The following is a 21,756-nucleotide window of genomic DNA, read 5'->3' on the forward strand; positions in this document are numbered from 1 at the left end:
GGGCCCGGGGCGCTGATCGGCCGGGCTGGCGTACGAGGCTGTCGGTGCGCTCCTGCATACTCGATGCGTGAGCACCATTCCCGAGATCCGCACCCTGCCCGTGCCCGACGGCCTTGAGGGCGAGCGCGTCGACGCCGCCATCTCCCGCATGTTCGGCTTCTCCCGCACCAAGGCCGCCGAACTCGCCGCCGCCGGGAAGGTCACGGTGGACGGTTCGGTCGTGGGCAAGTCCGAGCGCGTGCACGGCGGTGCCTGGCTCGAGGTCGAGATGCCGCAGGCGCCCGCGCCCGTGCAGATCGTCGCCGAGCCGGTCGAGGGCATGGAGATCGTCCATGACGACGACGACATCGTGGTCATCGTGAAGCCCGTGGGCGTCGCCGCGCACCCGAGCCCCGGCTGGACCGGCACGACCGTCATCGGCGGGCTCGCCGCCGCCGGGTACCGGATCTCCACGTCCGGCGCCGCCGAGCGGCAGGGCATCGTCCACCGCCTCGACGTGGGCACGTCCGGGCTCATGGTCGTCGCCAAGTCCGAGCGGGCGTACACGTCGCTGAAGCGGCAGTTCAAGGAGCGCGTCCCGGACAAGCGCTACCACGCGCTCGTGCAGGGCCACCCCGACCCGATGAGCGGCACCATCCACGCGCCGATCGGGCGCCACCCGAACCACGACTACAAGTGGGCCGTCACGGCGGAGGGCAAGCCCTCGGTCACCCACTACGACCTCATCGAGGCGTTCCGCGCCGCGTCCCTGCTCGACATCAAGCTGGAGACCGGCCGCACGCACCAGATCCGCGTGCACATGTCCGCGCACCGGCACCCCTGCGTCGGCGACCTGACCTACGGCGCCGACCCCACCCTCGCCAAGCGGCTCGGGATCACCCGGCAGTGGCTGCACGCGGTCAGGCTCGGGTTCGAGCACCCGGCCGACGGGCAGTGGGTCGAGTTCGCCAGCGAGTACCCCGAGGACCTCCAGGTCGCGCTCGACCGGGTGCGCGCGGAGAGCGAGTGAGCTCCGCTCGGCAGGGGTACGTCGTGCGGGTCGCCGGGACCGGTGCGGACCGGGAGGCCTGCTTCGCCGTGCGCCGGGAGGTGTTCGTCGACGAGCAGGGCGTGCCGGAGGAGCTGGAGTACGACGCGTACGACGCCGGGGCGGTTCATGTGCTGGCGGTGCGGGACGACGGCTCGGCGCTCGGTGCGGGGCGGTTGCTGACCGGTGACGCCGCGGCGGTGAAGAACGGCGGGGCTCCGGATGTGGGGGCGCTCGGGCGGCTGGCCGTGCGCAAGGTTGCGCGCGGCCTGGGTGTCGGGGCGGCGCTGGTGCGGGGCATCGAGGACGCGGCTCGGGACCGGGGGATGACCGCGGTCGATCTTCATGCGCAGACGCATGCGCTGGGGTTCTACGAACGGCTCGGGTACGTCGCGTACGGGCCCGAGTTTCCTGACGCGGGGATTCCGCATCTGGCGATGAGGAAGTCCTTGGGCTGAGGCCCGTGGCCGTGCGCGGCGCCGTCGTGGCTGGTCGCGCCGTTCCCCGCGCCCCTGAGACGCGCACTGCGTGCGCCGGCTCGGCGCCATGGGGCTGCGGCGAAGCCGCATGTCCCAGGGGCGCGGGAACGGCGCGAGCGACCGCGACGAAAGCCGCAGCCGGACGACGGGAAGAAGTGCCGCACGAAGTGCGCATGACAGGGGCGCGGGGAACTGCGCGACCAGCCACGACGGCGCCGCACCCGCATTGAACCGGCACCCGGCCGATCCCTGGTGAGGCCGGGACGGCGTGGCACTCTTGAGGTCGAACGTTCTTGATCGTCGACCCTGGCCGGTGCACCCGTGGATCAATTGGCGCTGCTGTTCGTGCTCTTGCTCGGGGCCGTCCTGAGCGTCCCGCTCGGCGACCGGCTCAAGCTCCCCGCACCGGTGCTGATGACCTTGCTGGGCATCGTCCTGGCCCTGATCCGCGTCGTCCCGAACGTCGACATCCAGCCCGATCTGATCCTCCCACTGGTGCTGCCGCCCCTGCTCTACGCGGCTGTGCACCGCACCTCCTGGCGCCAGTTCGCGGCCAACAAGCGGCCGATCTTCCTGCTGGCCGTCGCGCTCGTCTTCGTCACGACCGCCGCCGTCGCCGCCGTCGCGGGCGCCGTCGTGCCCGGTCTGCCGGTCGCCGCCGCCGTGGCCCTCGGCGCGCTCGTCGCGCCGCCCGACCCGGTCGCCGCGACCGCTGTCGCGGGGCAGCTCGGGCTGCCCCGGCGCCTGGTGTCGATCCTGGAGGGCGAGGGCCTCTTCAACGACGTCACCGCGATCACGCTCTACCACGTGGCGATCACCGCAGCGGTCAGCGGCAGCTTCTCGATGCCGCACGCCGCGCTCGAACTGCTCCTGTCCGCCGTCGTCGCCGTCGCGGTCGGTGTGGCGCTCGGCTGGGCCGCGAACCGGCTCATGGGCTACCTCGGCGACGCCACCCTCCAGATCGGCCTGACGCTCCTGGTCCCGTACGCCTCCTACGTCCTGGCCGAGGAGCTGCGCGGCTCGGGCGTCCTCGCCGTCCTGACCGTCGCCATGTTCCTGGCCGAGCGGGCCTTCGACGCCGACGACGTACTGACGCGGCTGACCGGGCGCGCCTTCTGGGACGTCGTCGACACCCTCGTCACCGGCGTCGCCTTCGGCCTCATCGGCCTGGAGGTGCACAACGTCGTCCGGACGGCGGAGGGGCACTGGAGCGAGATGCTCGGCTGGTCGGCGGCGGTCGTCGCCGTCGTCATCGTCGTCCGCCTGCTGTGGCTGCTGCCGATGACCTGGGTGACCCAGCGGCTGCACGCGCGGCGCGACGTCGCCGAGGAGATCCCGGTGAGCTGGCGCGAGACCGTGATCATGTGGTGGGCGGGAATGCGCGGGGTGGCCTCCGTGGCGCTCGCCCTCGCCATCCCGCTGACCATGGACGACAAGTCGCCGTTCCCGAAGCGGGACGAGATCATCTTCATCGCCTTCGGTGTGATCATGGCGACACTGATCCTCCAGGGCCTCAGCCTGCCCTGGCTCGTGCGGAAGCTCGGCGTCCAGGCCGACACCGTCCTCGAGCAGGAGTACGAGAAGGACCTCGCGCTGCGCGCCGCCAAGGCCGCCAAGCGGCGGCTCAAGGAGATCGAGGAGGTCGAGGACCTGCCGGAGGACGTGCAGGAGCAGATGGTCCGGCGCGCCTACGACATCGGCCTGCGGATCAACCCCGAGATGGGGGCGGAGGAGCGGCGGGCGACGCACGAGAAGCGGTACGCCCGGATCAAGCGGGTGCGGCGGATCCAGAACGAGATGCTGTCGGCGGCGCGCCACGAGGTGCTCGCCGCCCGCAGCGAGCCCGGCGCCGACCCGGAGGTCGTCGACCGGGTGCTGCGGCAGCTCGACGTACGCAGTCTGCGGTAGGGGCGGTAGGGGCGTCAGCCGCGGCCCGTGCGCGGGGCGCGGCCGTCCCGCATCAGCACGTGGTGGTCCGGCAGCGACGTGCCGATCTCGTTCGGGGCGATCAGCGCGGTCGCCGTGTTGATGCGCGGCAGCGCGTAGGGGTGGTACTCGGTCAGCCAGCGCAGCAGCTGCTCGCGCACCCGGACCCGTACCGTCCAGATGTCGTCGGCGTCCTTGGCGGTGACGACGGCGCGGACCTGCATCGTGCTGGGCGTGGTGTCGGTGACGGCGAGGCTCCAGTCGCGGCCGTCCCAGGCGGCGCAGTCGAGCAGGATGTCGTGCAGCTTCTCGCGCATCTGCGGGACGGGTGCGCTGTGGTCGAGGTGGAAGAAGACGGTGCCGGTCATCTGGGCGCCGCCGCGCGACCAGTTCTCGAACGGCTTCGATGTGAAGTACGACACCGGCATCGTGATCCGGCGCTCGTCCCAGGTGCGGACGGCGAGGTAGGTGAGGGTGACTTCCTCGATGGTGCCCCACTCGCCGTCGACCACGACCGTGTCGCCTATCCGCACCATGTCGCCGAACGCGATCTGGAACCCGGCGAAGAGGTTGCCGAGCGTCGACTGGGCGGCGACACCGGCGACGATGCCCAGGATTCCGGCGGAGGCGAGGAGCGAGGCGCCGGCGGCCTTGAACGCCGGGAACGTCAGGAGCATCGCGGACACCGCCACGACGCCGACGACCGCGATGACGATGCGCTGGATCAGGGTGACCTGGGTGCGGACCCGGCGGACCCGGGCGGCGTCGCGGTGGCTGGTGGCGTAGCGGGCGTAGGACGACTCGACGACGGCGGTGGCGATCCGCACGATCAGCCAGGCGGTCGCGCCGATCAGGACGAGGCTCAGGGTCTGGCCGATCCCGGCCGAGTGCTCCTTGCTGATCTCCGCGTGGTCGTAGGTGCCGCGCAGCAGGGCCGCGCAGAGCACCAGTTGCAGAGGCAGACGACAGCGGCGCAGCAGTCCCCACAGCGGTGTCTCGTGGTGGCGTCGGTCGGCGCGTTGCAGCAGCTGGTCGACGGCCCACCCGAGGAGGAGTGTGAGCACGACCGAGCCGCCGACAACGATCAGAGGGCGCAGTACGTTCTCCATTCCTCGACGGTAACCGGGATCAGCCGCCTCTAACCTGTGGCGTTCCTGGCACCATGGCCACCATGAACATCATGCTTTTCCACTCCACGTTCGGACTGCGGCCCGCCGTCGTGGCCGCCGCCGACCGGCTGCGCGAGGCCGGGCACGAGGTGTGGACCCCGGATCTCTTCGAGGGAAAGACCTTCGACACCGTCGAGGACGGGATGGCCCTCCGGGACGAGATCGGCAAGGACGAACTGCTCAAGCGCGCCGTGCTCGCCGCCGCGCCCTACTCGGACCGGGGCCTCGTCTACGCCGGGTTCTCGTTCGGCGCCGCGACCGCGCAGACGCTCGCCCTGGGCGACGACAAGGCGAAGGGGCTGCTGCTCCTGCACGGCACGTCCGACCTCGCGGAGAACGCGTCGGTGGACGAGCTGCCGGTCCAGCTGCACGTCGCCGAGCCGGACCCGTTCGAGACGGACGACTGGCTGACCGCCTGGTACCTGCAGATGGGCCGGGCCGGGGCGGACGTCGAGGTCTACCGCTACCCGGGGGCCGGCCACCTCTACACCGACCCCGGCCTGCCCGACTACGACGCGGAGGCCGCCGAGGCCACCTGGCGGGTGGCGCTCGGCTTCCTGGAGACCTTGTAGGGGATCCCCGCGGGGGTCAGCCCTTGAGGGCCTTGTCCACCGCGGTGTTCCAGTCCGCGACGGTGCTCGGCGCGTTGTCGCCGTCGGGGCCCGTGAGCTTCTTGCCGTCGACGACGAAGGACGGGGTGCCCTGCACGCCGTACTTGTTGTCGTCGAACTGCTTCGACATCTCCAGCGCCCACTTGTCGAAGGTGCCGTCCTTGACGTCCTTCTGGAACGTCTTGTCGTCCTTCAGCTCCGGGATCGTGTTCGCGACCTTGATCAGGTACGAGTCGTCCTTGAACTTGTCGGTCGTCTCCTCGGGGTGCCACTTCGCGGAGTACAGGGCCTCCTTGTAGTCCCAGAAGGCGTCCTTGGAGACGTTCAGGGCGGCGCCGAGGGCGCTCAGGGCGTTCTTCGAGCCCTCGCCCTGGAGGTTGTTGTCGAGGAAGGTCGCGCCGACGTACTGGATCTTGTACTTGCCGGCGTCCATGTCCTTCTTGACCGTCGGGCCGACGGTCTGCTCGAAGCTGGCGCAGACGGGGCAGCGCGAGTCCTCGTACGCGATGATCGTCTTCTTGGCGGAGTCCTTGCCGAGGACCACCGTGGTGTTGTTCTCGCCGCTGGTGTTCTTCGGCGCGACCAGGGCGTCGTCCTTCGCCGCCTCCCAGTACGAGGGCTTGTTGCCCTGGATCACCAGGTAGCTGACGACGCCGGCTATCGCGAGGACGCCGACGATGGAGCCCGCGACGATCGCCGTCCGCTTCGCCTTGTCCTTCTTGGCCTGGCGCTCCCGCTCGATCCGCAGCCGCTCGCGGGCCGCCGACTTCGCCTGCTGGCTGTTGCGCTTGCTCATGTTCTGTCGCTCCGTGAATACGTGAAAAGGATGGGGACTGTCGTGCTCTGCCGGTAGCCGTGGTTCAGGCGGCCGGGCACGGCGGTCCGCGTCGTCCCACGGAGTGCAGGGCGATCCGCGTACGGGCCACCCGCGCGCGCGTGCCCGGGTGCGGGCGGCGCGGGGTCGCCTCCAGGCGGCCGGTGACCGCGGCGAACGCGATCAGCAGCGGCCGGAACGCGAACGCGGCCACGGCGCGCAGGAGCTGCGCGAGGGCCTGCTCGCCGCGGCGCAGCCAGGCGGCCGCGAGCAGCCCCACGGTCACGTGCGCGCCGAGCAGCAGCCAGGACGCCGCCGGGTCGCTGTGGGCGAGCAGGGCGGCGGCCTTGTCGCTGGTGCCGCCGGTCATCCGGGCGAGGGGCGTGCCGACGCTCCCGCCGCACAGCACGTCGAAGCCGAGGTAGCGCAGCGGCCCGGCGACCGGGCCGCCCGCCTCGCCGTAGCAGACGTGCTGGCCGGTGGTGAAGAGCGTGTCGGCGGCCAGTTCCAGCGGGACGAGCAGCGCCGCGATCCGGCCGAAGCGGCGCTCACGGCCGGCCAGCGCGTACGCGATCACGAAGACGGCGACGGCGGTCGCGGCGACCGTCGTGAGCGGCAGCGGGACCCGGGACAGCAGGACGTGCGACGCGGCGGAGAGCGTCACGGCGAGCGCCGTGAAGAGGGCCGCGCGCACGGCTCTGAGCTGGGTCCCGGATATGTCGTCCATCGCTACGGAGTGTGCCATGGCTAGCTGTAGGCGATGGCTAAAGGACACCTGTGCGTTATGGAATCGTGGGCCGGCCCCCGCGCCTTCAGGCGGTGAGGCCCGGAATGCGGCCGTTGCGGAACAGGTCCACGAAGATCTGGTGGTCGCCGCGAGCGCGGGCGCCGTAGCTGTGCGCGAAGTCGACCAGGAGGCCCGCGAAGCCGTCCTCGTCGGCGGCGATGGCGGCGTCGATGGCGCGCTCCGTGGAGAACGGCACGAGGGACTGGCCGGAGAGGTCGTCCGCCGCCGCGTGCATGGCGGCCGTGGCCCGGCCGAGGTCGGCGACGACCGCGGTGATCTCGTCGTAGTCGTCGATGTCGCCCCAGTCCAGGTCGACGGCGTACGGGGACACCTCGGCGACGAGCTGCCCCGAGCCGTCCAGCTCGGTCCAGCCCAGCCACGGGTCGGCGTGGGCCTGGAGAGCGCGCTGGGAGATGACGGTGCGGTGGCCCTCGTGCTGGAAGTAGTCGCGGATCGACGCGTCCGTGATGTGCCGGGAGACCGCGGGGGTCTGGCCCTGCTTCATGTAGATCACGACGTCGTTCTCCAGGGCGTCGCTGTTGCCCTCCAGGAGGATGTTGTACGAGGGCAGGCCCGCCGAGCCGATGCCGATGCCGCGGCGGCCCACGACGTCCTTGACGCGGTAGGAGTCCGGGCGGGTCAGCGACGACTCCGGCAGCGTCTCCAGATAGCCGTCGAACGCCGCGAGGACCTTGTAGCGGGTCGCCGCGTCCAGTTCGATGGCGCCCCCGTCGTCGGCGAAGCGGCGCTCGAAGTCGCGGATCACCGTCATCGAGTCGAGCAGCCCGAAGCGGGTCAGGGAGCGGGCGTCCCGCAGCGCGTCCAGGAGCGGGCCCTCGGCCGTGTCCAGGGTGAAGGGCGGCACCTCGTCGCTCTTGGCGCCCGTCGCGAGGGCGTGGATGCGCTCGCGGTAGGCCGCCGCGTAGGTGCGCACGAGGTCGGTGATCTGGTCGTCGCCGAGCGCCTTGGCGTAGCCGATCAGCGCCACGGAGGCGGCGAACCGCTTGAGGTCCCAGGTGAAGGGGCCGACGTAGGCCTCGTCGAAGTCGTTCACGTTGAAGATCAGCCGGCCCGTGGCGTCCATGTACGTGCCGAAGTTCTCCGCGTGCAGGTCGCCGTGGATCCACACCCGGCTGGTGCGGTCGTCCAGGTAGGGACCGCCGTGCTGCTCCCGCTCCACGTCCCGGTAGAACAGGCAGGCCGTGCCCCGGTAGAAGGCGAACGCGGAGGCGGCCATCTTGCGGAACTTCACCCGGAACGCGGCGGGGTCCGCGGCAAGGAGCTCGCCGAACGCGGTGTCGAAGACGGCGAGGATCTCCTCGCCGCGCTGCTCAGCGGTGGGCTGCGGGACCGACATCGCCGGGTGCCTCCTGGTACAGGTGGTGCGTGGGCTCGTGTGACACGCAGGACAGGTCTTCTGTCCCGTCCAACGCCCGACCGTACTCCGGAGTGCCCGTCGGCTGTCAGATCGCGGTCGTAGACTTCCAAGTCGTCCCCGTCCCGTCGCCGCCCGTTCGCCTTTGGAGCAGCAACCGTGTCAAAGCCGCCCTTCACGCACCTGCACGTCCACACCCAGTACTCACTGCTGGACGGTGCCGCGCGCCTGAAGGACATGTTCAACGCGTGCAACGAGATGGGCATGACGCACATCGCGATGTCCGACCACGGCAACCTGCACGGGGCGTACGACTTCTTCCACTCCGCGCAGAAGGCGGGCGTCACGCCGATCATCGGCATCGAGGCGTACGTCGCCCCGGAGTCGCGGCGCAACAAGCGCAAGATCCAGTGGGGCCAGCCGCACCAGAAGCGCGACGACGTGTCCGGTTCGGGTGGTTACACGCACAAGACGATCTGGGCCGCGAACAAGACGGGCCTGCACAACCTGTTCCGGCTCTCCTCGGACGCGTACGCCGAGGGCTGGCTGCAGAAGTGGCCGCGCATGGACAAGGAGACGATCTCCCAGTGGAGCGAGGGGCTGATCGCCTCCACCGGCTGCCCCTCGGGTGAGCTGCAGACCCGGCTCCGCCTCGGCCAGTTCGACGAGGCGCTGAAGTCGGCCGCCGAGTACCAGGAGATCTTCGGCAAGGACCGGTACTTCCTGGAGCTGATGGACCACGGCATCGAGATCGAGCGCCGGGTCCGCGACGGGCTCCTGGAGATCGGCAAGAAGCTCGGCATCCCGCCCCTGGTGACGAACGACTCGCACTACACGTACGCGCACGAGGCGACCGCGCACGACGCCCTGCTGTGCATCCAGACCGGCAAGAACCTCTCCGACCCGGACCGCTTCCGCTTCGACGGCACCGGCTACTACCTGAAGTCGACCGACGAGATGTACGCGGTCGACTCCTCGGACGCCTGGCAGGAGGGGTGCCGCAACACGCTCCTGGTCGCCGAGCAGATCGACACGACCGGCATGTTCGAGAAGCGCGACCTCATGCCGAAGTTCGACATCCCCGACGGCTTCACCGAGGTCACCTGGTTCCAGGAGGAGGTCCGCCGCGGCATGGAGCGCCGCTACCCGGGCGGCGTCCCCGACGACCGGCAGAAGCAGGCCGAGTACGAGATGGACATCATCATCCAGATGGGGTTCCCGGGGTACTTCCTGGTCGTCGCCGACTTCATCATGTGGGCCAAGAACAACGGCATCGCGGTGGGCCCGGGCCGAGGCTCCGCGGCCGGTTCGATCGTCGCCTACGCCATGGGCATCACCGACCTCGACCCGATCACCCACGGGCTGATCTTCGAGCGGTTCCTCAACCCCGAGCGCGTCTCCATGCCCGATGTCGACATCGACTTCGACGAGCGCAGGCGCGTCGAGGTGATCAGGTACGTGACCGAGAAGTACGGCGCCGACAAGGTCGCCATGATCGGCACCTACGGCAAGATCAAGGCCAAGAACGCGATCAAGGACTCCGCGCGCGTGCTCGGCTACCCGTACGCGATGGGCGACCGGCTCACCAAGGCGATGCCCGCCGACGTCCTCGGCAAGGGCATCGACCTCTCCGGCATCACCGACCCCAAGCACCCGCGCTACAGCGAGGCGGGCGAGATCCGGGGGATGTACGAGAACGAGCCGGACGTGAAGAAGGTCATCGACACCGCCAAGGGCGTCGAGGGCCTGGTCCGGCAGATGGGCGTGCACGCGGCCGGCGTGATCATGTCCAGCGAGCCGATCGTCGACCACGCCCCGATCTGGGTGCGGCACACCGACGGCGTCACGATCACGCAGTGGGACTACCCGCAGTGCGAGTCGCTCGGCCTGCTCAAGATGGACTTCCTGGGCCTGCGCAACCTCACGATCATGGACGACGCCGTCAAGATGGTGAAGGCGAACAAGGGCATCGACCTGGAGATGCTCTCGCTCCCGCTCGACGACCCGAAGACCTTCGAACTGCTCTGCCGCGGTGACACGCTCGGCGTCTTCCAGTTCGACGGCGGCCCGATGCGCTCGCTGCTGCGCCAGATGCAGCCCGACAACTTCGAGGACATTTCCGCCGTCTCGGCCCTGTACCGGCCGGGCCCGATGGGCATGAACTCGCACACGAACTACGCGGAGCGCAAGAACGGCCGCCAGGAGATCACGCCGATCCACCCGGAGCTCGAAGAGCCCCTGAAGGAGACGCTCGGCCTGACCTACGGCCTCATCGTGTACCAGGAGCAGGTGCAGAAGGCCGCGCAGATCATCGCCGGCTACTCGCTCGGCGAGGCCGACATCCTGCGCCGCGTGATGGGCAAGAAGAAGCCCGAGGAGCTGGCGAAGAACTTCGTCCTCTTCCAGGAGGGCGCGAAGAAGAACGGTTACTCGGACGCGGCGATCCAGGCGCTGTGGGACGTCCTGGTGCCGTTCGCGGGCTACGCGTTCAACAAGGCGCACTCCTCCGCGTACGGCCTGGTCACCTACTGGACCGCCTACCTGAAGGCGAACTACCCGGCCGAGTACATGGCGGCGCTGCTCACCTCCGTCAAGGACGACAAGGACAAGTCGGCGGTCTACCTCAACGAGTGCCGGCGCATGCGCATCAAGGTGCTCCCGCCGAACGTGAACGAGTCGGTGCACAACTTCGCGGCCCAGGGCGACGACGTGATCCTCTTCGGCCTGGAGGCCGTGCGCAACGTCGGGACGAACGTGGTGGACTCGATCATCCGCTCGCGCAAGGCGAAGGGGAAGTTCGAGTCGTTCCCCGACTACCTCGACAAGGTCGAGGCCGCCGCCTGCAACAAGCGGACCACCGAATCGCTCATCAAGGCGGGCGCGTTCGACACCATGGGGCACACCCGCAAGGGCCTCACCGCGCAGTACGAGCCGATGATCGACAATGTCGTCGCGGTGAAGCGCAAGGAGGCCGAGGGCCAGTTCGACCTCTTCGGCGGCATGGGCGACGAGAACAGCAGCGAGCCCGGGTTCGGGCTCGACGTCGAGTTCTCCACCGACGAGTGGGAGAAGACGTATCTCCTCGCCCAGGAGCGGGAGATGCTCGGCCTCTACGTCTCCGACCACCCGCTGTTCGGCCTGGAGCACGTCCTGTCCGACAAGGCGGACGCGGGCATCGGGCAGCTGACCGGCGGTGACTTCTCCGACGGCGCCGTCGTCACGGTGGGCGGCATCATCTCGGGCCTGCAGCGCAAGATGACCAAGCAGGGCAACGCGTGGGCGATCGCGACCGTCGAGGACCTCGCCGGTTCCATCGAGTGCATGTTCTTCCCGGCGACGTACCAGCTCGTCTCGACGCAACTGGTCGAGGACGCCGTCGTGTTCGTCAAGGGCCGCCTCGACAAGCGCGAGGACGTACCGCGTCTGGTCGCCATGGAGATGCAGATCCCTGACCTGTCGAACGCGGGCACCAACGCGCCCGTGATCCTCACCATCCCGGCGCTCAAGGTGACCCCGCCGATGATCAGCCGGCTCGGCGAGATCCTCACCCACCACCGGGGCGACAGCGAGGTCCGCATCAAGCTGCAAGGTCCCCGCAAGACCACCGTGCTCCGCCTCGACCGGCACCGGGTGAAGCCGGACCCGGCGCTCTTCGGCGACCTGAAGGTGCTGCTCGGCCCGTCGTGCCTCGCGGGCTGACCCCGTAGCCGCGCAGTTCTAGAGGGGCGCACCCCGGATCCTGGGTGCGCCCCTCAGGCGTTGCAATGATGCGGCGCCGCGCGTCAGTTGTGGCCGAAGCGCTTCTGGTGCTTACGGGCCATGTCCGACGGGTTGCCCATGATCTGGGACTCCGTGGACTGCGTCTCCGACGCCGACCTGGACGGCTCCTGCGTCTCTTCCGTGACGGACGCGCGGTTCAGGTCGCTGTTCTGCTTGCGATTCTTGTTCTTGGCCATATTGATCTGCCTCCTATGGGGGGAGATTGGGAGATCTCGGGGCCAGTCGCGTTCAGACTCACATGGGGTATCAAAGATCGCATATCGGGCAATCACCGTCCGTGACACGGAGGAACGACGGCGCGCGCATACCACCTTCACCTCATCCGCCACGCCGAAGATCGAGTTCGGGCCGTTAACCCCCGCCCGGTCGGGCAGACTCGAAGGAAACCCGAAGCGAACCCGCGGGCGCCGCCCCGTGAGCGCGTCCGGACTGTCGTAAGTCGGCGAAAGAGGGTGGATCGCGTGGACCGCTGCATCGTCCTGGTGGATGCCGGATATCTCCTGGGGGCCGCCGCGAGCCTCCTCGCGGGCGAGCCCTCCCGGTCCCGTATCCACGTCGACCACGCCGCCCTCATCCAGGGCCTGCGCGATCGTGCCGAGTCCGAGACCGAGCGGCAGCTCCTGCGCATCTACTGGTTCGACGGCGCCCCCGACCGGGTGCCGCAGCCGGAGCACCGCAGGCTGCGCGTCATGCCCCGGGTCACCGTCCGGCTCGGCGCCCTGACCCGCAGCGACGGGCGCTGGGCGCAGAAGGGCGTCGACGCCGCCATGCACGCCGAGCTGACCGAGCTGGCCCGCAACCGCGCCTGCTCCGACGTGGTCCTCGTCACCGGCGACGGCGATCTGCTGCCCGGCATGATGGCCGCCAAGGAGCACGGCGTCGCCGTCCACCTCTGGGCCGTGCAGGCCGCCGACGGCGACTACAACCAGTCCGAGGACCTGGTCGCCGAGGCCGACGAGCGCCGGGTGCTCGACCGCATCTGGATCACCAAGGCCGTCCGCGCCAAGGAGATCGGCGGGATCTGCGCCCCGCAGTCCGTGCCGCGCCCGGAGATCGCCGCGATCCTGTCCGCGCCGCTGCCCGAATCGGCGCCGGGTGGTGCGGGACGCCCGGTGGACGACGCGGTGGACGCGCCGCCCGCCCAGCATGCGCCGTCCGCGCGGCCGCAGAGCGACGCGGAGGAGCGCACCAACGCGGCCAGGGGGGTCCCCACCCCGAAGGACCTGGCCGCACTGCGCGGCCCCGGCACGACGCCCCCGCCGACCGCCCAGCATCCGACGAGCGCGACCCTGCGCTGGTCGAGCGACAAGGGCTGGGTCGAGCGCCCCGGAACCGGCGGCGAGCCCCCGGAGGCGGCGTCGCTGCCGACCCTGGCGCAGCTCACCACGGCCGAGCAGCGGTGGGCGGACCGCGAGGAGGACATCACCACGGTCAGCGGCGACCCCTACGAGGTCGGACAGGTGTTCGCCCGCCGGTGGATGGCGCGCCTCGCCGACCCGGTGCAGCTCCAGAAACTGGCGACCATGTACCCGCGCGTGCCGCACCGCATCGACGGCGAGCTGCTGCGGTACGCGGCCCGGTTCGGCCTCCTCGCCCACAAGGACGACCAGATCGACGAGCACGACCGGTACGCGATCCGGGCCGGTTTCTGGCGCGAGATCGACGTGCGGACCGCCGAACACGCGACGGCGGGGGAGTAGCGCCGCCCGTGCGCGCGACCCGCCGCCCGCCTCATTTGTCCGGCCCCGCGCGCAATGGGGGCCGCCGGACCCCGTACTCTCGTTCCTCGTGAGTACGCGCACCGATGATGCTGCCCCGATCCATGAACGGGACGCTGTCGTGTGCGCGGTACGGGGCCTCAGCAAGACGTATCCCGCCGCGCGCGGGCGGCGTGGCGCGCCCGCGACCCCGCCCGTACGGGCCACCGACGACGTCCGGCTCGACATCGCCCGCGGCGAGATCTTCGGCCTCCTCGGGCCCAACGGCGCCGGCAAGTCCACCCTCGTACGCCAGCTCACCGGGCTCATGCGGCCCGACGCCGGGAGCGTGGAGATCCTCGGGCACGACATCGTGCGCCACCCCGAGCGGGCCGCCCGGATCCTCGCCTACCTCGGCCAGGAGTCGACCGCGCTCGACGAGCTGACCGTGTCGCTCGCCGCCGAGACCACCGGGCGCCTGCGCGGGCTTCCCCTGAAGGAGGCGCGGGCCGAGCGGGACGCCGTCCTGGAGGAGCTGGGGCTCGCCCCGCTCGCCTCCCGCCCGCTGAAGAAGCTCTCGGGCGGACAGCGGCGGCTCGCGTGCTTCGCCGCCGCCCTGGTCGGCGAACGCCCGCTGCTCGTCCTCGACGAGCCGACGACCGGCATGGACCCCGTGGCGCGGCGCGCCGTGTGGGCGGCGGTGGACCGGCGGCGCGCCGAGCGCGGCACCACCGTCCTCCTGGTCACGCACAACGTGATCGAGGCGGAGACCGTCCTCGACCGGGTCGCCGTGCTCGACGCCGGGCGCGTCATCGCCTGCGACTCACCGGCCGGGCTCAAGGACCGTGTCGCCGGAGAAGTGCGGGTCGAGCTGGTGTGGCGGGAGAAGGCGCCGCTGCACCTCGCCGAGGTCGCCCGGCTGCGCGAGCACGCGGTGGAGGCCGGCCGGCGCTGGTCGCTGCGGCTCGCCCCGGAGGCGGCCCGAACCGCCGTCGCCGCGGTCACCGGCGGCCCCGCTTTCGACTTCCTCGACGACTTCACGCTCGCCACCCCGAGCCTGGAGGACGTGTACTTGGCGCTCGGCGGCAGCCGCAGCAGCGTGAAGGGCCTGGTGAAGGCATGACCGTCGTATCCGCAGAGCCGTCCGCCGACACCGTGCGGCAGACCACCGGAGGGTCCAGGCCGTCCGCCGCGGCGCTCGACGACGGGCTCGCGCCCCGCGCTCGCTTTCTGCCCTCCCTCGCCGCCGTCTACCGCGCGCAGCTCTCCCGCGCGCGCGTGGCGCGCATCCCGCTGCTGTTCGTCGCGACGTTCCAGTCCATCGGCATCATGATCCTCATGCGCGGCGTGGTCGACGAGGGCGGCAGCGAGGCCCGCGCCGTCGTCGCGGGCTCCGCCGTGCTCGTCGTCGCCTTCGTCGCGCTGAACCTGCTCGCCCAGTACTTCGGGCAGCTCCGCGCCGCGGGCGGGCTCGACCACTACGCGACCCTGCCGGTGCCGCCCGCGTCCGTGGTCCTCGGCGCGGCGGGGGCGTACGCCTCCTTCACCGTGCCCGGCACCGTCGTCACCGCCGTCGCGGGCTGCTTCATGTTCGACCTGCCGCTGACGCACCTGTGGGTGCTCGCCGCCGTGATCCCGCTGGCCGGGGCCGCCCTCGCCGGGCTCGGCGCCGCGCTCGGGCTGCTCGCGCCGCGCCCCGAACTGGCGACACTGCTCGGCCAGTTGGGCATGTCGGCGGCGCTGCTCCTCGGGGTGCTCCCCGCCGACCGGATGCCGCAGTTCGTGCAGTACGCGCGTGATCTGCTGCCCTCCACCTATGGCGTCGAGGCCTTCGCGCGGACCTTCGGGGACCACCCGGACTGGCCGACCGTCCTGCTCGACCTGGGTGTCTGCGCCGCCGTCGGCGTCGCCTCGCTCGCCGTGGCGGCCTGGGCGTACCGGCGGGCCGCCGTCCGGTGACGCGCCCGACAGGTACGCCTGGCACGATGGCAGGGTGACCGCACCGCTGACGCCGCCGCCCCATCAGCCCCCGCACAACAATGGGCACAGTGACCCGTGGCAGGCCCCCGACCCCATGACGCACGCCCTGCCCCCCGCGCCCTCCACCGCCACGGACGACGGACCCGGGCTGCGGACCGAGGTGCGCGAGGCCGCCGTGGTGGCGGTGGGTGTCGCGCTCCTCGGCCTGCTGCTCGGGGCGCTGTGGCTGTGGCTCGCGCCCCGGGTTCCGCTCGTCTCGGACGCCTCGGCGGTCTACCTCAAGGACACCGAGGGCGAACAGGCCATCGGCATCGACGGCACGTTCACCCTGCTCGGCCTCGCGTTCGGCGCGGTCACCGGCGCCGTCGTCTTCCTGTGGCGCAGGCGCGGCGGCGTCCCCCTGGTGGCCGGGCTCGCGCTCGGCTCCCTCCTCGGCGGACTGCTCGCCTGGCGCTTCGGGATCTGGCTCGGCCCTGCGCAGGACGTGGCGGCGCACGCCAAGGAGGTCGGCAAGGGCGTCGTCTTCGACGCGCCCCTCGAACTGAAGGCCAAGGGGGCGCTGCTCGCCTGGCCGCTGGCCGCCCTGGTGGTCCACCTCGCGCTCACGGGCCTGCTCGGCCCGCGCGACCCCGACCCGTACGCGGGCTACTACGAGCACACGCCGCGGCCCGCGCAGGGATCAGCCGACAGCAACGGCTGAGGTGTCCCCGGCGGGCAGCAGCCCCGCCGCCACCAGAGCACGGCGTACGCGCGCGGACTCGGCCGCGTCCAGGGGGACCTGGGGCGCCGCCGTCGCCGGGCAGTCGATGATCCCCTGGAGGTGGGCCGCCGCCTTGAACGCGCCGAGCGCCGAGGACGAGCCGCCCATCCGCGCCGGATCGCCGGTGTCGACGATCGCGAAGAGCGCGGCGAGCCGGTCCTGTTCGCGCCGGGCCGCGTCCCAGTCGCCCGCGCGGGCGGCCTCGTAGAGCCGTACGTAGCCGTGCGCGTCCACGTTGCCGAGGCCCGGGACGACTCCGTCGACGCCCGCGAGCAGCGCGCCGTCCACGGTGAGTTCGGAGCCGGTGAGCACCGAGAAGGCGGGGGCGGCGGCGCGCAGCGGGGCGAGCAGGCGGCGCAGGGAGCCCTCGTCGCCGCTGGAGTCCTTGAGCCCGGCGAGCGTGCCGTCGGCGGCGAGGGCGAGGACGGTGTCGCGGCCCAGCTTGGTGTGGACGGCGGCCGGGATGTCGTAGGCGAACACCGGCAGGTCCGCGTCGGCCCGCAGCCGCCGGAAGTGGTCGGCGGTCTCGGCCGGGTGCGTGCGCGCGTAGAACGGGGCCGTCGCCACGAGCGCGTCCGCGCCCGCCTTCACCGCGTCCTTCGCGCGCTCCAGGACGCGCGGGGTGGTCGTCTCGACGACGCCCGCCAGCACGGGGACGCGCCCGGCCGCCGCCTCCACGGCCGCTTCGAGCGCGGTGCGCCGTCGCGCGTCCGTGAGGAAGGCCGCCTCGCCGCTCGAACCGAGCAGGAACAGGCCGTGCACCCCGGCCCCGATCAGGTGCTCGGCCAGGCGCCGCACCGAGGCCACGTCCACCTCGCCCTCCGGCGTGAGCGGGGTGATCAGGGGCGGGACGACGCCACGGAGCGGGGCGGGGAACGGGGCGCGGAGAGGCATGGCGGTGGTCTCCCGGAGCGGCTCGGCACAGCACGGCGAAACAGGTGATAGGTAGGACGTGGGACGTCCCACCTTGTCCGTGACAGTGCGGTACCGACGACAGCGGTGTCAAGGGTCCCGGAAGGTGCGCCCCCGCCCTGTCGCGCCTCGCAGTGCCACGCCTCGCAGTGCCGCGCCTCGCCTCAGGCGGGGCGACGCCCGTGGTTGGCCTTGCCCTTCTTGATCCGCCACTTCCGCTTGCGCGTCTTCTTCGACATGCCCTTGGTGCTTAGCCGAAGCGGCCCGGTCCGTCGAGGGGTCACGCACGCCCGACGGGCGCGAGCACCGCGTCGGTCAGCTCCGCCAGGTCCTTCGGCGCCAGCTCGACCTCCAGGCCGCGACGGCCCGCGGAGACACAGATCGTCGCGTGCCGCTCCGCCGAGGAGTCGACGACCGTACGGAGCTTCTTGCGCTGGCCGAGCGGGGAGATCCCGCCGCGAACGTAGCCGGTGGTGCGCTCGGCGAGGGCCGGGTCGGCCATGGCGGCGCGCTTGCCGCCGACCGCCGCGGCGAGCGCCTTGAGGTCGAGCTGGCCCGCCACCGGCACGACCGCCACCGTGAGCTGTCCGTCGACGTCCGCGACGAGCGTCTTGAAGACGCGGTCGGGGGAGACGCCCATCGCCTCGGCCGCCTCCTCGCCGTAGGAGGGGTGGGCCGGGTCGTGGTCGTAGGAGTGGACGGTGAACGCCGTCCCGGCGGCGGTGAGCGCCACCGTGGCGGGCGTCCCGCCGGACTGGTGCTGCTGCTTCTTGGCCTTCTTCGCCAACGTGAGCGTTCCTTACAGCTAGGTGCGACACAGCTGGGTGCGACACAGCCGGGTCCGGCTGATCGCGGCTAATTGCGGCTGGTGGCCTGGCGCGTCAGGTCCGTCGCGGGCAGCGACGGCAGGTGCCGGATGATCGCCGTCTCGGCGCGCAGCAGCTTCAGCTCGTCGCGCAGCCGGGACGCCGCGTCCGGGGCCTGGAGCAGCCGCTGCCGGGTCGGCACGTCGAGCACCGCGGCGGCCGCCACCAGGTAGGACACCACCGACGGCTCGTCGGGCAGCTCCGCGCCGGTCGCGAGCGTCCGCTCACGGGCCCCGGCCAGCCGCTTCTGGTACGTGCGGAACGCGCGCAGGACGCCCTCGGCCAGGGCGCCCGCCTCGTCGCCGTCCTCCTCGGGCAGCTCCTCGACCTCGGCGGTCAGATAGGGGCCGGAGGCGTCCACGGAGTGCAGCTTGACCCGGCGGGTGCCGGTGGCCAGGACCTCGAAGCCGCCGTCGGCGCGCTCGCGGATCGTCGCCGCGTCCGCGATGCAGCCCGTCCCGTGGAACGACTTCAGCGGGTCGTCGCCGAAGCCGGCCGCGGGGCCCGCGCCCGCCTCCTTGGTGGTGATGTCGTCGGGCATCCCGGACGCGCTCGGCGCCACCTCGTGGCCGTCGCGGATCGCGACGACGACGAACTGGCGCGGCTCGTCCGAGACGGACGGCTCGTCGTCGTCGGTGGCGGTCGGGTCATCGGGGGACGCCTTCAACAGGTCGCGCATCAGGGCGCGGTAACGCTCCTCGAACACGTTCAACGGGAGGACGAGCCCCGGGAACAGCACCGAGTTGAGCGGGAAGAGCGGAAGCCGGACGGTGGTCACGACGGTCAAGCGTAATGGGCGTCCGAGCCGCCCGGTCCGCCGCGCAGCGGCAGTTGTGCCGCGACCTCCAGGCGGACGGTGTCCCGCAGCTCCAGGAAGCGGCCCAGCGGATCCTCCGAGAGCCGGTCCCAGGGGAACGACGTGGCGTACGGGCCGATCAGGCGGAACTGTCCCAGGGCGTCCGGCCAGCGTTCGAGTTCCGCGAGGACGCAGGTCAGCACATTGCGCACCTCAGCGGGCCACGGGTCGCCCGCCGGGTAGCGCCGGGAGAGGCCGACGGCGAGGTCCGCGGCGGCGTCGAGACGGGCGCGCGGGACGCCCCGCGGGGCGGGCGCCGTCAGGTACGCGAAGGCGGCGCGGGCGGGCAGCGCCTGCAGGAGGGAGCCGGGCAGGGCGTCCTGGGCCGCGCGCTCGGCGAAGTCGAAGCACTCGGCGTGGGAGCCGTACCAGGCGGCGGACAGGTAGCGCAGCGCCGCGACGTGACAGCCGTAGTGGTGCGGGGAGCGGCGCACCGCCTGCGCCCACAGCGCCTCGAACTCGGTGTGCGGGGCGTTCGTGCCGCGCGCCTGGTCCAGGGCGACGCGCCAGGGGACCGGGTCGCCCGGTTCGGCCTCGGCGGCGGCCGTGATCAGCGGGGTGACGTCGCGGAGCAGCTCGGCGCGGGCCGGTGAGCCGAAAGCCCGGTTCACGGCGAGTTCGGCCTTGACGAGCAGCAGGTCCGGGTCGTGCGGGGCCGCGGCCTGCCAGGCGCCGAACCACTCGGTGCGGAAGGCCGCGAACGCGGCGAGGTGCAGGACGTAGCGGTCGCGGTTCTCCCATTCGGCCGCCCCGCGCGTGTGGGCGAGGACCTCGGCGGCCGGCCCGTACGCGCCGCGCCCGGCGGCGACCAGGGCGGGGGCGAGCCGCTCGTCCGCGGCGTCGAGCAGCACCTCGTCGTCCGGCGGCAGACCGGCGGCGAGGGCGCCGGTGTGCCGGATCATGCGGGCGGTCCGGACGAAGGCACGCAGGAACGGCACGATGCTCCTCTGCGTACGGGTAGGGGGCCGGAACGGGACCGGACGACGGCCCTGGGATGACGGCCGGGGCGGCCCCATGGTTGCCCGGGTGCGGCTGTCGCCATTCTCACCTTGCGCGGAAGCGAAGTGCCTGGTCCGGGCCAGGGCGATGAACGCCTCAGTTCCGGCGCAGCAGCCGCGTCGCCCCGGCCGCCACCGTCGTCGCCAGGATCCAGCCGAGCATCACCATGACCGCCGCCGCCCACTGCCAGCCGCCCCGCAGCTGCCAGCTGCCGGCCTGGCCGAGGTCGATCACCGGCAGCAGGAGGTCGAGGGCGAACAGCGTCGAGTCCCACTCCGCGCCCCCGCCGGCCTGCGTCGGCGGGTGGGGTGCGTGCCGGAAGGCGAACGCGCCGACCGCCCACAGCACGGCCATCCACACGGCGGCCCGGCCCGGCCGGTACCCGTAGGCCACGGTCCAGTCCTGGAGGTGGCCCCACAGCTTCGCCGCGAGCGGCAGGGTCTCGCGGCGGCGCCGCTGCTTGGCGAGGAGCACCTCGCGCGCGTCGGCGTCCTCGCCGCTGTTGCGCAGCACCGTGGCGAGCCGCTCGTACGGCTCCGGGCTGTACTCGGGGGTCGCCGAGGCGAGCCACTCCAGGCGCCGGGTGAGCGGGAAGGGGCCGAGCGGGATCAGGTTCTCGTAGGCGAAGCCGCTGATCCGTATGTGCCCGGGGCCCGGCCAGCTCACGGCCTGGTCGACGAGGTTGACGACCTTCGCGCCGGACAGCACGACATTGCCGCGCTCAAGCCGCTCGCCGAGGAAGCGCAGCTCGGGCGTCTGGACGCGGCGCAGCGACAGCTCCTGGTCGTTCTGCAGGACGAAGCGGGCCGAGTCGAGGTCGACGGCGTCGCCGAACCGCCCGTCGTCGAGGCGGACCCCGCCGACGCACTGGAAGCTCTGCACGCGCGTGCCGAGCGCGGGCGTGGTGCCCCGGGTCTGCCACGGGTTGAGCCCGGCGGGGGTCAGATACAGCGTGCGCTCGACGCTGAGCTGCGGCGCGTTCAGGGCCCGCCGCCCCTGCGTGTTGCTCAGGCGGCTGCCGCGCAGGGACAGCGACACGCCGATGGTGGCGCCGCGCAGACTGACCTCGCCGTGCGTCTGGACCATCTCCGCCTGAAGGTCCTGGCCGACCGAGAGGCCGTCCGCCATCAGGGACTTGCCGCGCCGGTCACGGAAGACGACGGCCTGGTTGAGCAGCAGGTCCGTGCCGATCTGGGCGTCGGTGAGCCGGATGCCGTGGTGGAAGCGGCAGCGCGGCAGGTGGAGGTCGCCCTCGGTGTGGATCCGGGCCGCTTCGAGGCGCGGCACGGAGCAGTCGACCATGCGGACCGTCGTGAAGCGCGCCTCGGGCAGCAGCACCTCCTTCTCGAACCGGCACTGCTGCAGCTCCACGTACGGGCCGATCGTGCCGCCCGCCAGGTCGAGCACGTCCGTGATCTGGATGCCCTGGAGTTTGAGGGACGAGACACGCCCGGAGAGCGCGGGCGGGCCGTCGAGCAGCAGCCAGGCCACGATGCGTGCCCGCACGCTCCGCTCGGGCCCCCAGGCGTGTCCGCCGTGCGGGTCGTCCACCGCCGCGTTGCCGCTGCGCAGGTCGTAGACCGTGCCGTTGCGGAATGCGAGCCACATGCCGACCTCGGCGGCGCTCAGTCCTTCCGGTACCTCTCCGTCGTTCCCGCCAGTACTGGGGTGGTTCAAGCGGTGTGCCTCTCCCTGCTTCGAGTTACTCCTGGGTTCGT

The 21,756-nt window shown here is 71.8% G+C and carries 19 protein-coding genes; 9 read left to right on the plus strand and 10 right to left on the minus strand.

Going from position 1 to position 21,756, the window contains the following annotated elements:
- Positions 1 to 67: 67 nt before the first annotated feature.
- The 3 genes from C1N81_RS32615 to C1N81_RS32625 all read left to right on the plus strand — a co-directional run bounded on the left by C1N81_RS32615 (position 68) and on the right by C1N81_RS32625 (position 3,414).
- A complete protein-coding gene (locus C1N81_RS32615) occupies positions 68 to 1,009 on the plus strand; it encodes an RluA family pseudouridine synthase (RefSeq protein WP_394434898.1) in 942 nt (313 codons plus the stop codon).
- Entirely contained in the window at positions 1,006 to 1,485 is a 480-nt protein-coding gene (locus C1N81_RS32620; protein WP_394434899.1) for a GNAT family N-acetyltransferase, read from the plus strand. The genes C1N81_RS32615 and C1N81_RS32620 overlap by 4 nt, the downstream gene beginning before the upstream one ends.
- A gap of 342 nt (positions 1,486 to 1,827) precedes the next feature.
- Positions 1,828 to 3,414: a Na+/H+ antiporter gene (locus C1N81_RS32625; RefSeq protein ID WP_394434900.1), complete on the plus strand. Its 1,587-nt coding sequence runs from the start codon at positions 1,828 to 1,830 to the stop codon at positions 3,412 to 3,414.
- A 14-nt stretch (positions 3,415 to 3,428) separates the two neighbouring features.
- Here the strand turns inward: C1N81_RS32625 and C1N81_RS32630 are convergent, their stop codons facing one another.
- Positions 3,429 to 4,541, minus strand: a complete 1,113-nt coding sequence (locus C1N81_RS32630; protein WP_394434901.1) for a mechanosensitive ion channel family protein — start codon at positions 4,539 to 4,541, stop codon at positions 3,429 to 3,431.
- A 62-nt stretch (positions 4,542 to 4,603) separates the two neighbouring features.
- Here C1N81_RS32630 and C1N81_RS32635 point away from each other — a divergent pair, with 62 nt between their 5' ends.
- Positions 4,604 to 5,173, plus strand: a complete 570-nt coding sequence (locus C1N81_RS32635) for a dienelactone hydrolase family protein (protein ID WP_394434902.1) — start codon at positions 4,604 to 4,606, stop codon at positions 5,171 to 5,173.
- Positions 5,174 to 5,189: 16 nt separating this feature from the next.
- Here C1N81_RS32635 and C1N81_RS32640 read toward each other — a convergent pair whose 3' ends face one another.
- The 3 genes from C1N81_RS32640 to C1N81_RS32650 form a co-directional block, all read right to left on the minus strand.
- Positions 5,190 to 6,008, minus strand: a complete 819-nt coding sequence (locus C1N81_RS32640) for a thioredoxin domain-containing protein (RefSeq protein WP_394434903.1) — start codon at positions 6,006 to 6,008, stop codon at positions 5,190 to 5,192.
- A gap of 64 nt (positions 6,009 to 6,072) precedes the next feature.
- On the minus strand, positions 6,073 to 6,753 hold the full coding sequence (locus C1N81_RS32645) for a hypothetical protein (RefSeq protein ID WP_394434904.1): 681 nt from the start codon (positions 6,751 to 6,753) through the stop codon (positions 6,073 to 6,075).
- 85 nt (positions 6,754 to 6,838) lie between these two features.
- Positions 6,839 to 8,170: a DUF2252 domain-containing protein gene (locus C1N81_RS32650; protein ID WP_394434905.1), complete on the minus strand. Its 1,332-nt coding sequence runs from the start codon at positions 8,168 to 8,170 to the stop codon at positions 6,839 to 6,841.
- Positions 8,171 to 8,347: 177 nt separating this feature from the next.
- Here C1N81_RS32650 and dnaE point away from each other — a divergent pair, with 177 nt between their 5' ends.
- Positions 8,348 to 11,887 carry a DNA polymerase III subunit alpha gene (gene dnaE, locus C1N81_RS32655; RefSeq protein ID WP_394434906.1) on the plus strand — a complete coding sequence of 1,180 codons (3,540 nt, stop codon included), beginning with the start codon at positions 8,348 to 8,350 and terminating at the stop codon, positions 11,885 to 11,887.
- A gap of 83 nt (positions 11,888 to 11,970) precedes the next feature.
- Here the strand turns inward: dnaE and C1N81_RS32660 are convergent, their stop codons facing one another.
- Entirely contained in the window at positions 11,971 to 12,144 is a 174-nt protein-coding gene (locus tag C1N81_RS32660) for a hypothetical protein (protein WP_394434907.1), read from the minus strand.
- A 285-nt stretch (positions 12,145 to 12,429) separates the two neighbouring features.
- On the opposite strand from C1N81_RS32660, the gene C1N81_RS32665 reads away from it, so the two are divergent.
- From C1N81_RS32665 to C1N81_RS32680, 4 genes are all read left to right on the plus strand, one after another.
- Positions 12,430 to 13,668, plus strand: coding sequence for an NYN domain-containing protein (locus C1N81_RS32665; RefSeq protein ID WP_394434908.1), 1,239 nt, complete (start codon positions 12,430 to 12,432; stop codon positions 13,666 to 13,668).
- Between the two features lie 139 nt (positions 13,669 to 13,807).
- Positions 13,808 to 14,788, plus strand: a complete 981-nt coding sequence (locus C1N81_RS32670) for an ABC transporter ATP-binding protein (RefSeq protein ID WP_394438371.1) — start codon at positions 13,808 to 13,810, stop codon at positions 14,786 to 14,788.
- The gene (locus tag C1N81_RS32675; RefSeq protein WP_394434909.1) at positions 14,785 to 15,624 is read left to right on the plus strand and encodes an ABC transporter permease; all 840 of its coding nucleotides are present in this window, start codon (positions 14,785 to 14,787) and stop codon (positions 15,622 to 15,624) included. The genes C1N81_RS32670 and C1N81_RS32675 overlap by 4 nt, the downstream gene beginning before the upstream one ends.
- 34 nt (positions 15,625 to 15,658) lie before the next feature.
- Complete coding sequence (locus C1N81_RS32680; RefSeq protein WP_394434910.1) at positions 15,659 to 16,345, plus strand: DUF2567 domain-containing protein; 687 nt, start codon at positions 15,659 to 15,661, stop codon at positions 16,343 to 16,345.
- Here the strand turns inward: C1N81_RS32680 and C1N81_RS32685 are convergent.
- From C1N81_RS32685 to C1N81_RS32705, 5 genes are all read right to left on the minus strand, one after another.
- Positions 16,325 to 17,299, minus strand: a complete 975-nt coding sequence (locus tag C1N81_RS32685; RefSeq protein ID WP_394434911.1) for a dihydrodipicolinate synthase family protein — start codon at positions 17,297 to 17,299, stop codon at positions 16,325 to 16,327. The two genes, C1N81_RS32680 and C1N81_RS32685, sit on opposite strands and share 21 nt — an antisense overlap.
- A 298-nt stretch (positions 17,300 to 17,597) precedes the next feature.
- Positions 17,598 to 18,104 carry a Cys-tRNA(Pro) deacylase gene (gene ybaK / locus C1N81_RS32690; RefSeq protein WP_394434912.1) on the minus strand — a complete coding sequence of 169 codons (507 nt, stop codon included), beginning with the start codon at positions 18,102 to 18,104 and terminating at the stop codon, positions 17,598 to 17,600.
- 68 nt (positions 18,105 to 18,172) lie between these two features.
- On the minus strand, positions 18,173 to 18,961 hold the full coding sequence (locus C1N81_RS32695) for an LON peptidase substrate-binding domain-containing protein (protein WP_394434913.1): 789 nt from the start codon (positions 18,959 to 18,961) through the stop codon (positions 18,173 to 18,175).
- A gap of 5 nt (positions 18,962 to 18,966) precedes the next feature.
- On the minus strand, positions 18,967 to 19,941 hold the full coding sequence (locus tag C1N81_RS32700) for a hypothetical protein (RefSeq protein ID WP_394438373.1): 975 nt from the start codon (positions 19,939 to 19,941) through the stop codon (positions 18,967 to 18,969).
- Positions 19,942 to 20,134: 193 nt separating this feature from the next.
- Positions 20,135 to 21,646 carry an oxidoreductase gene (locus C1N81_RS32705; RefSeq protein ID WP_394438376.1) on the minus strand — a complete coding sequence of 504 codons (1,512 nt, stop codon included), beginning with the start codon at positions 21,644 to 21,646 and terminating at the stop codon, positions 20,135 to 20,137.
- Positions 21,647 to 21,756: the final 110 nt, after the last annotated feature.

Source organism: Streptomyces sp. SGAir0957 (assembly GCF_043523415.1).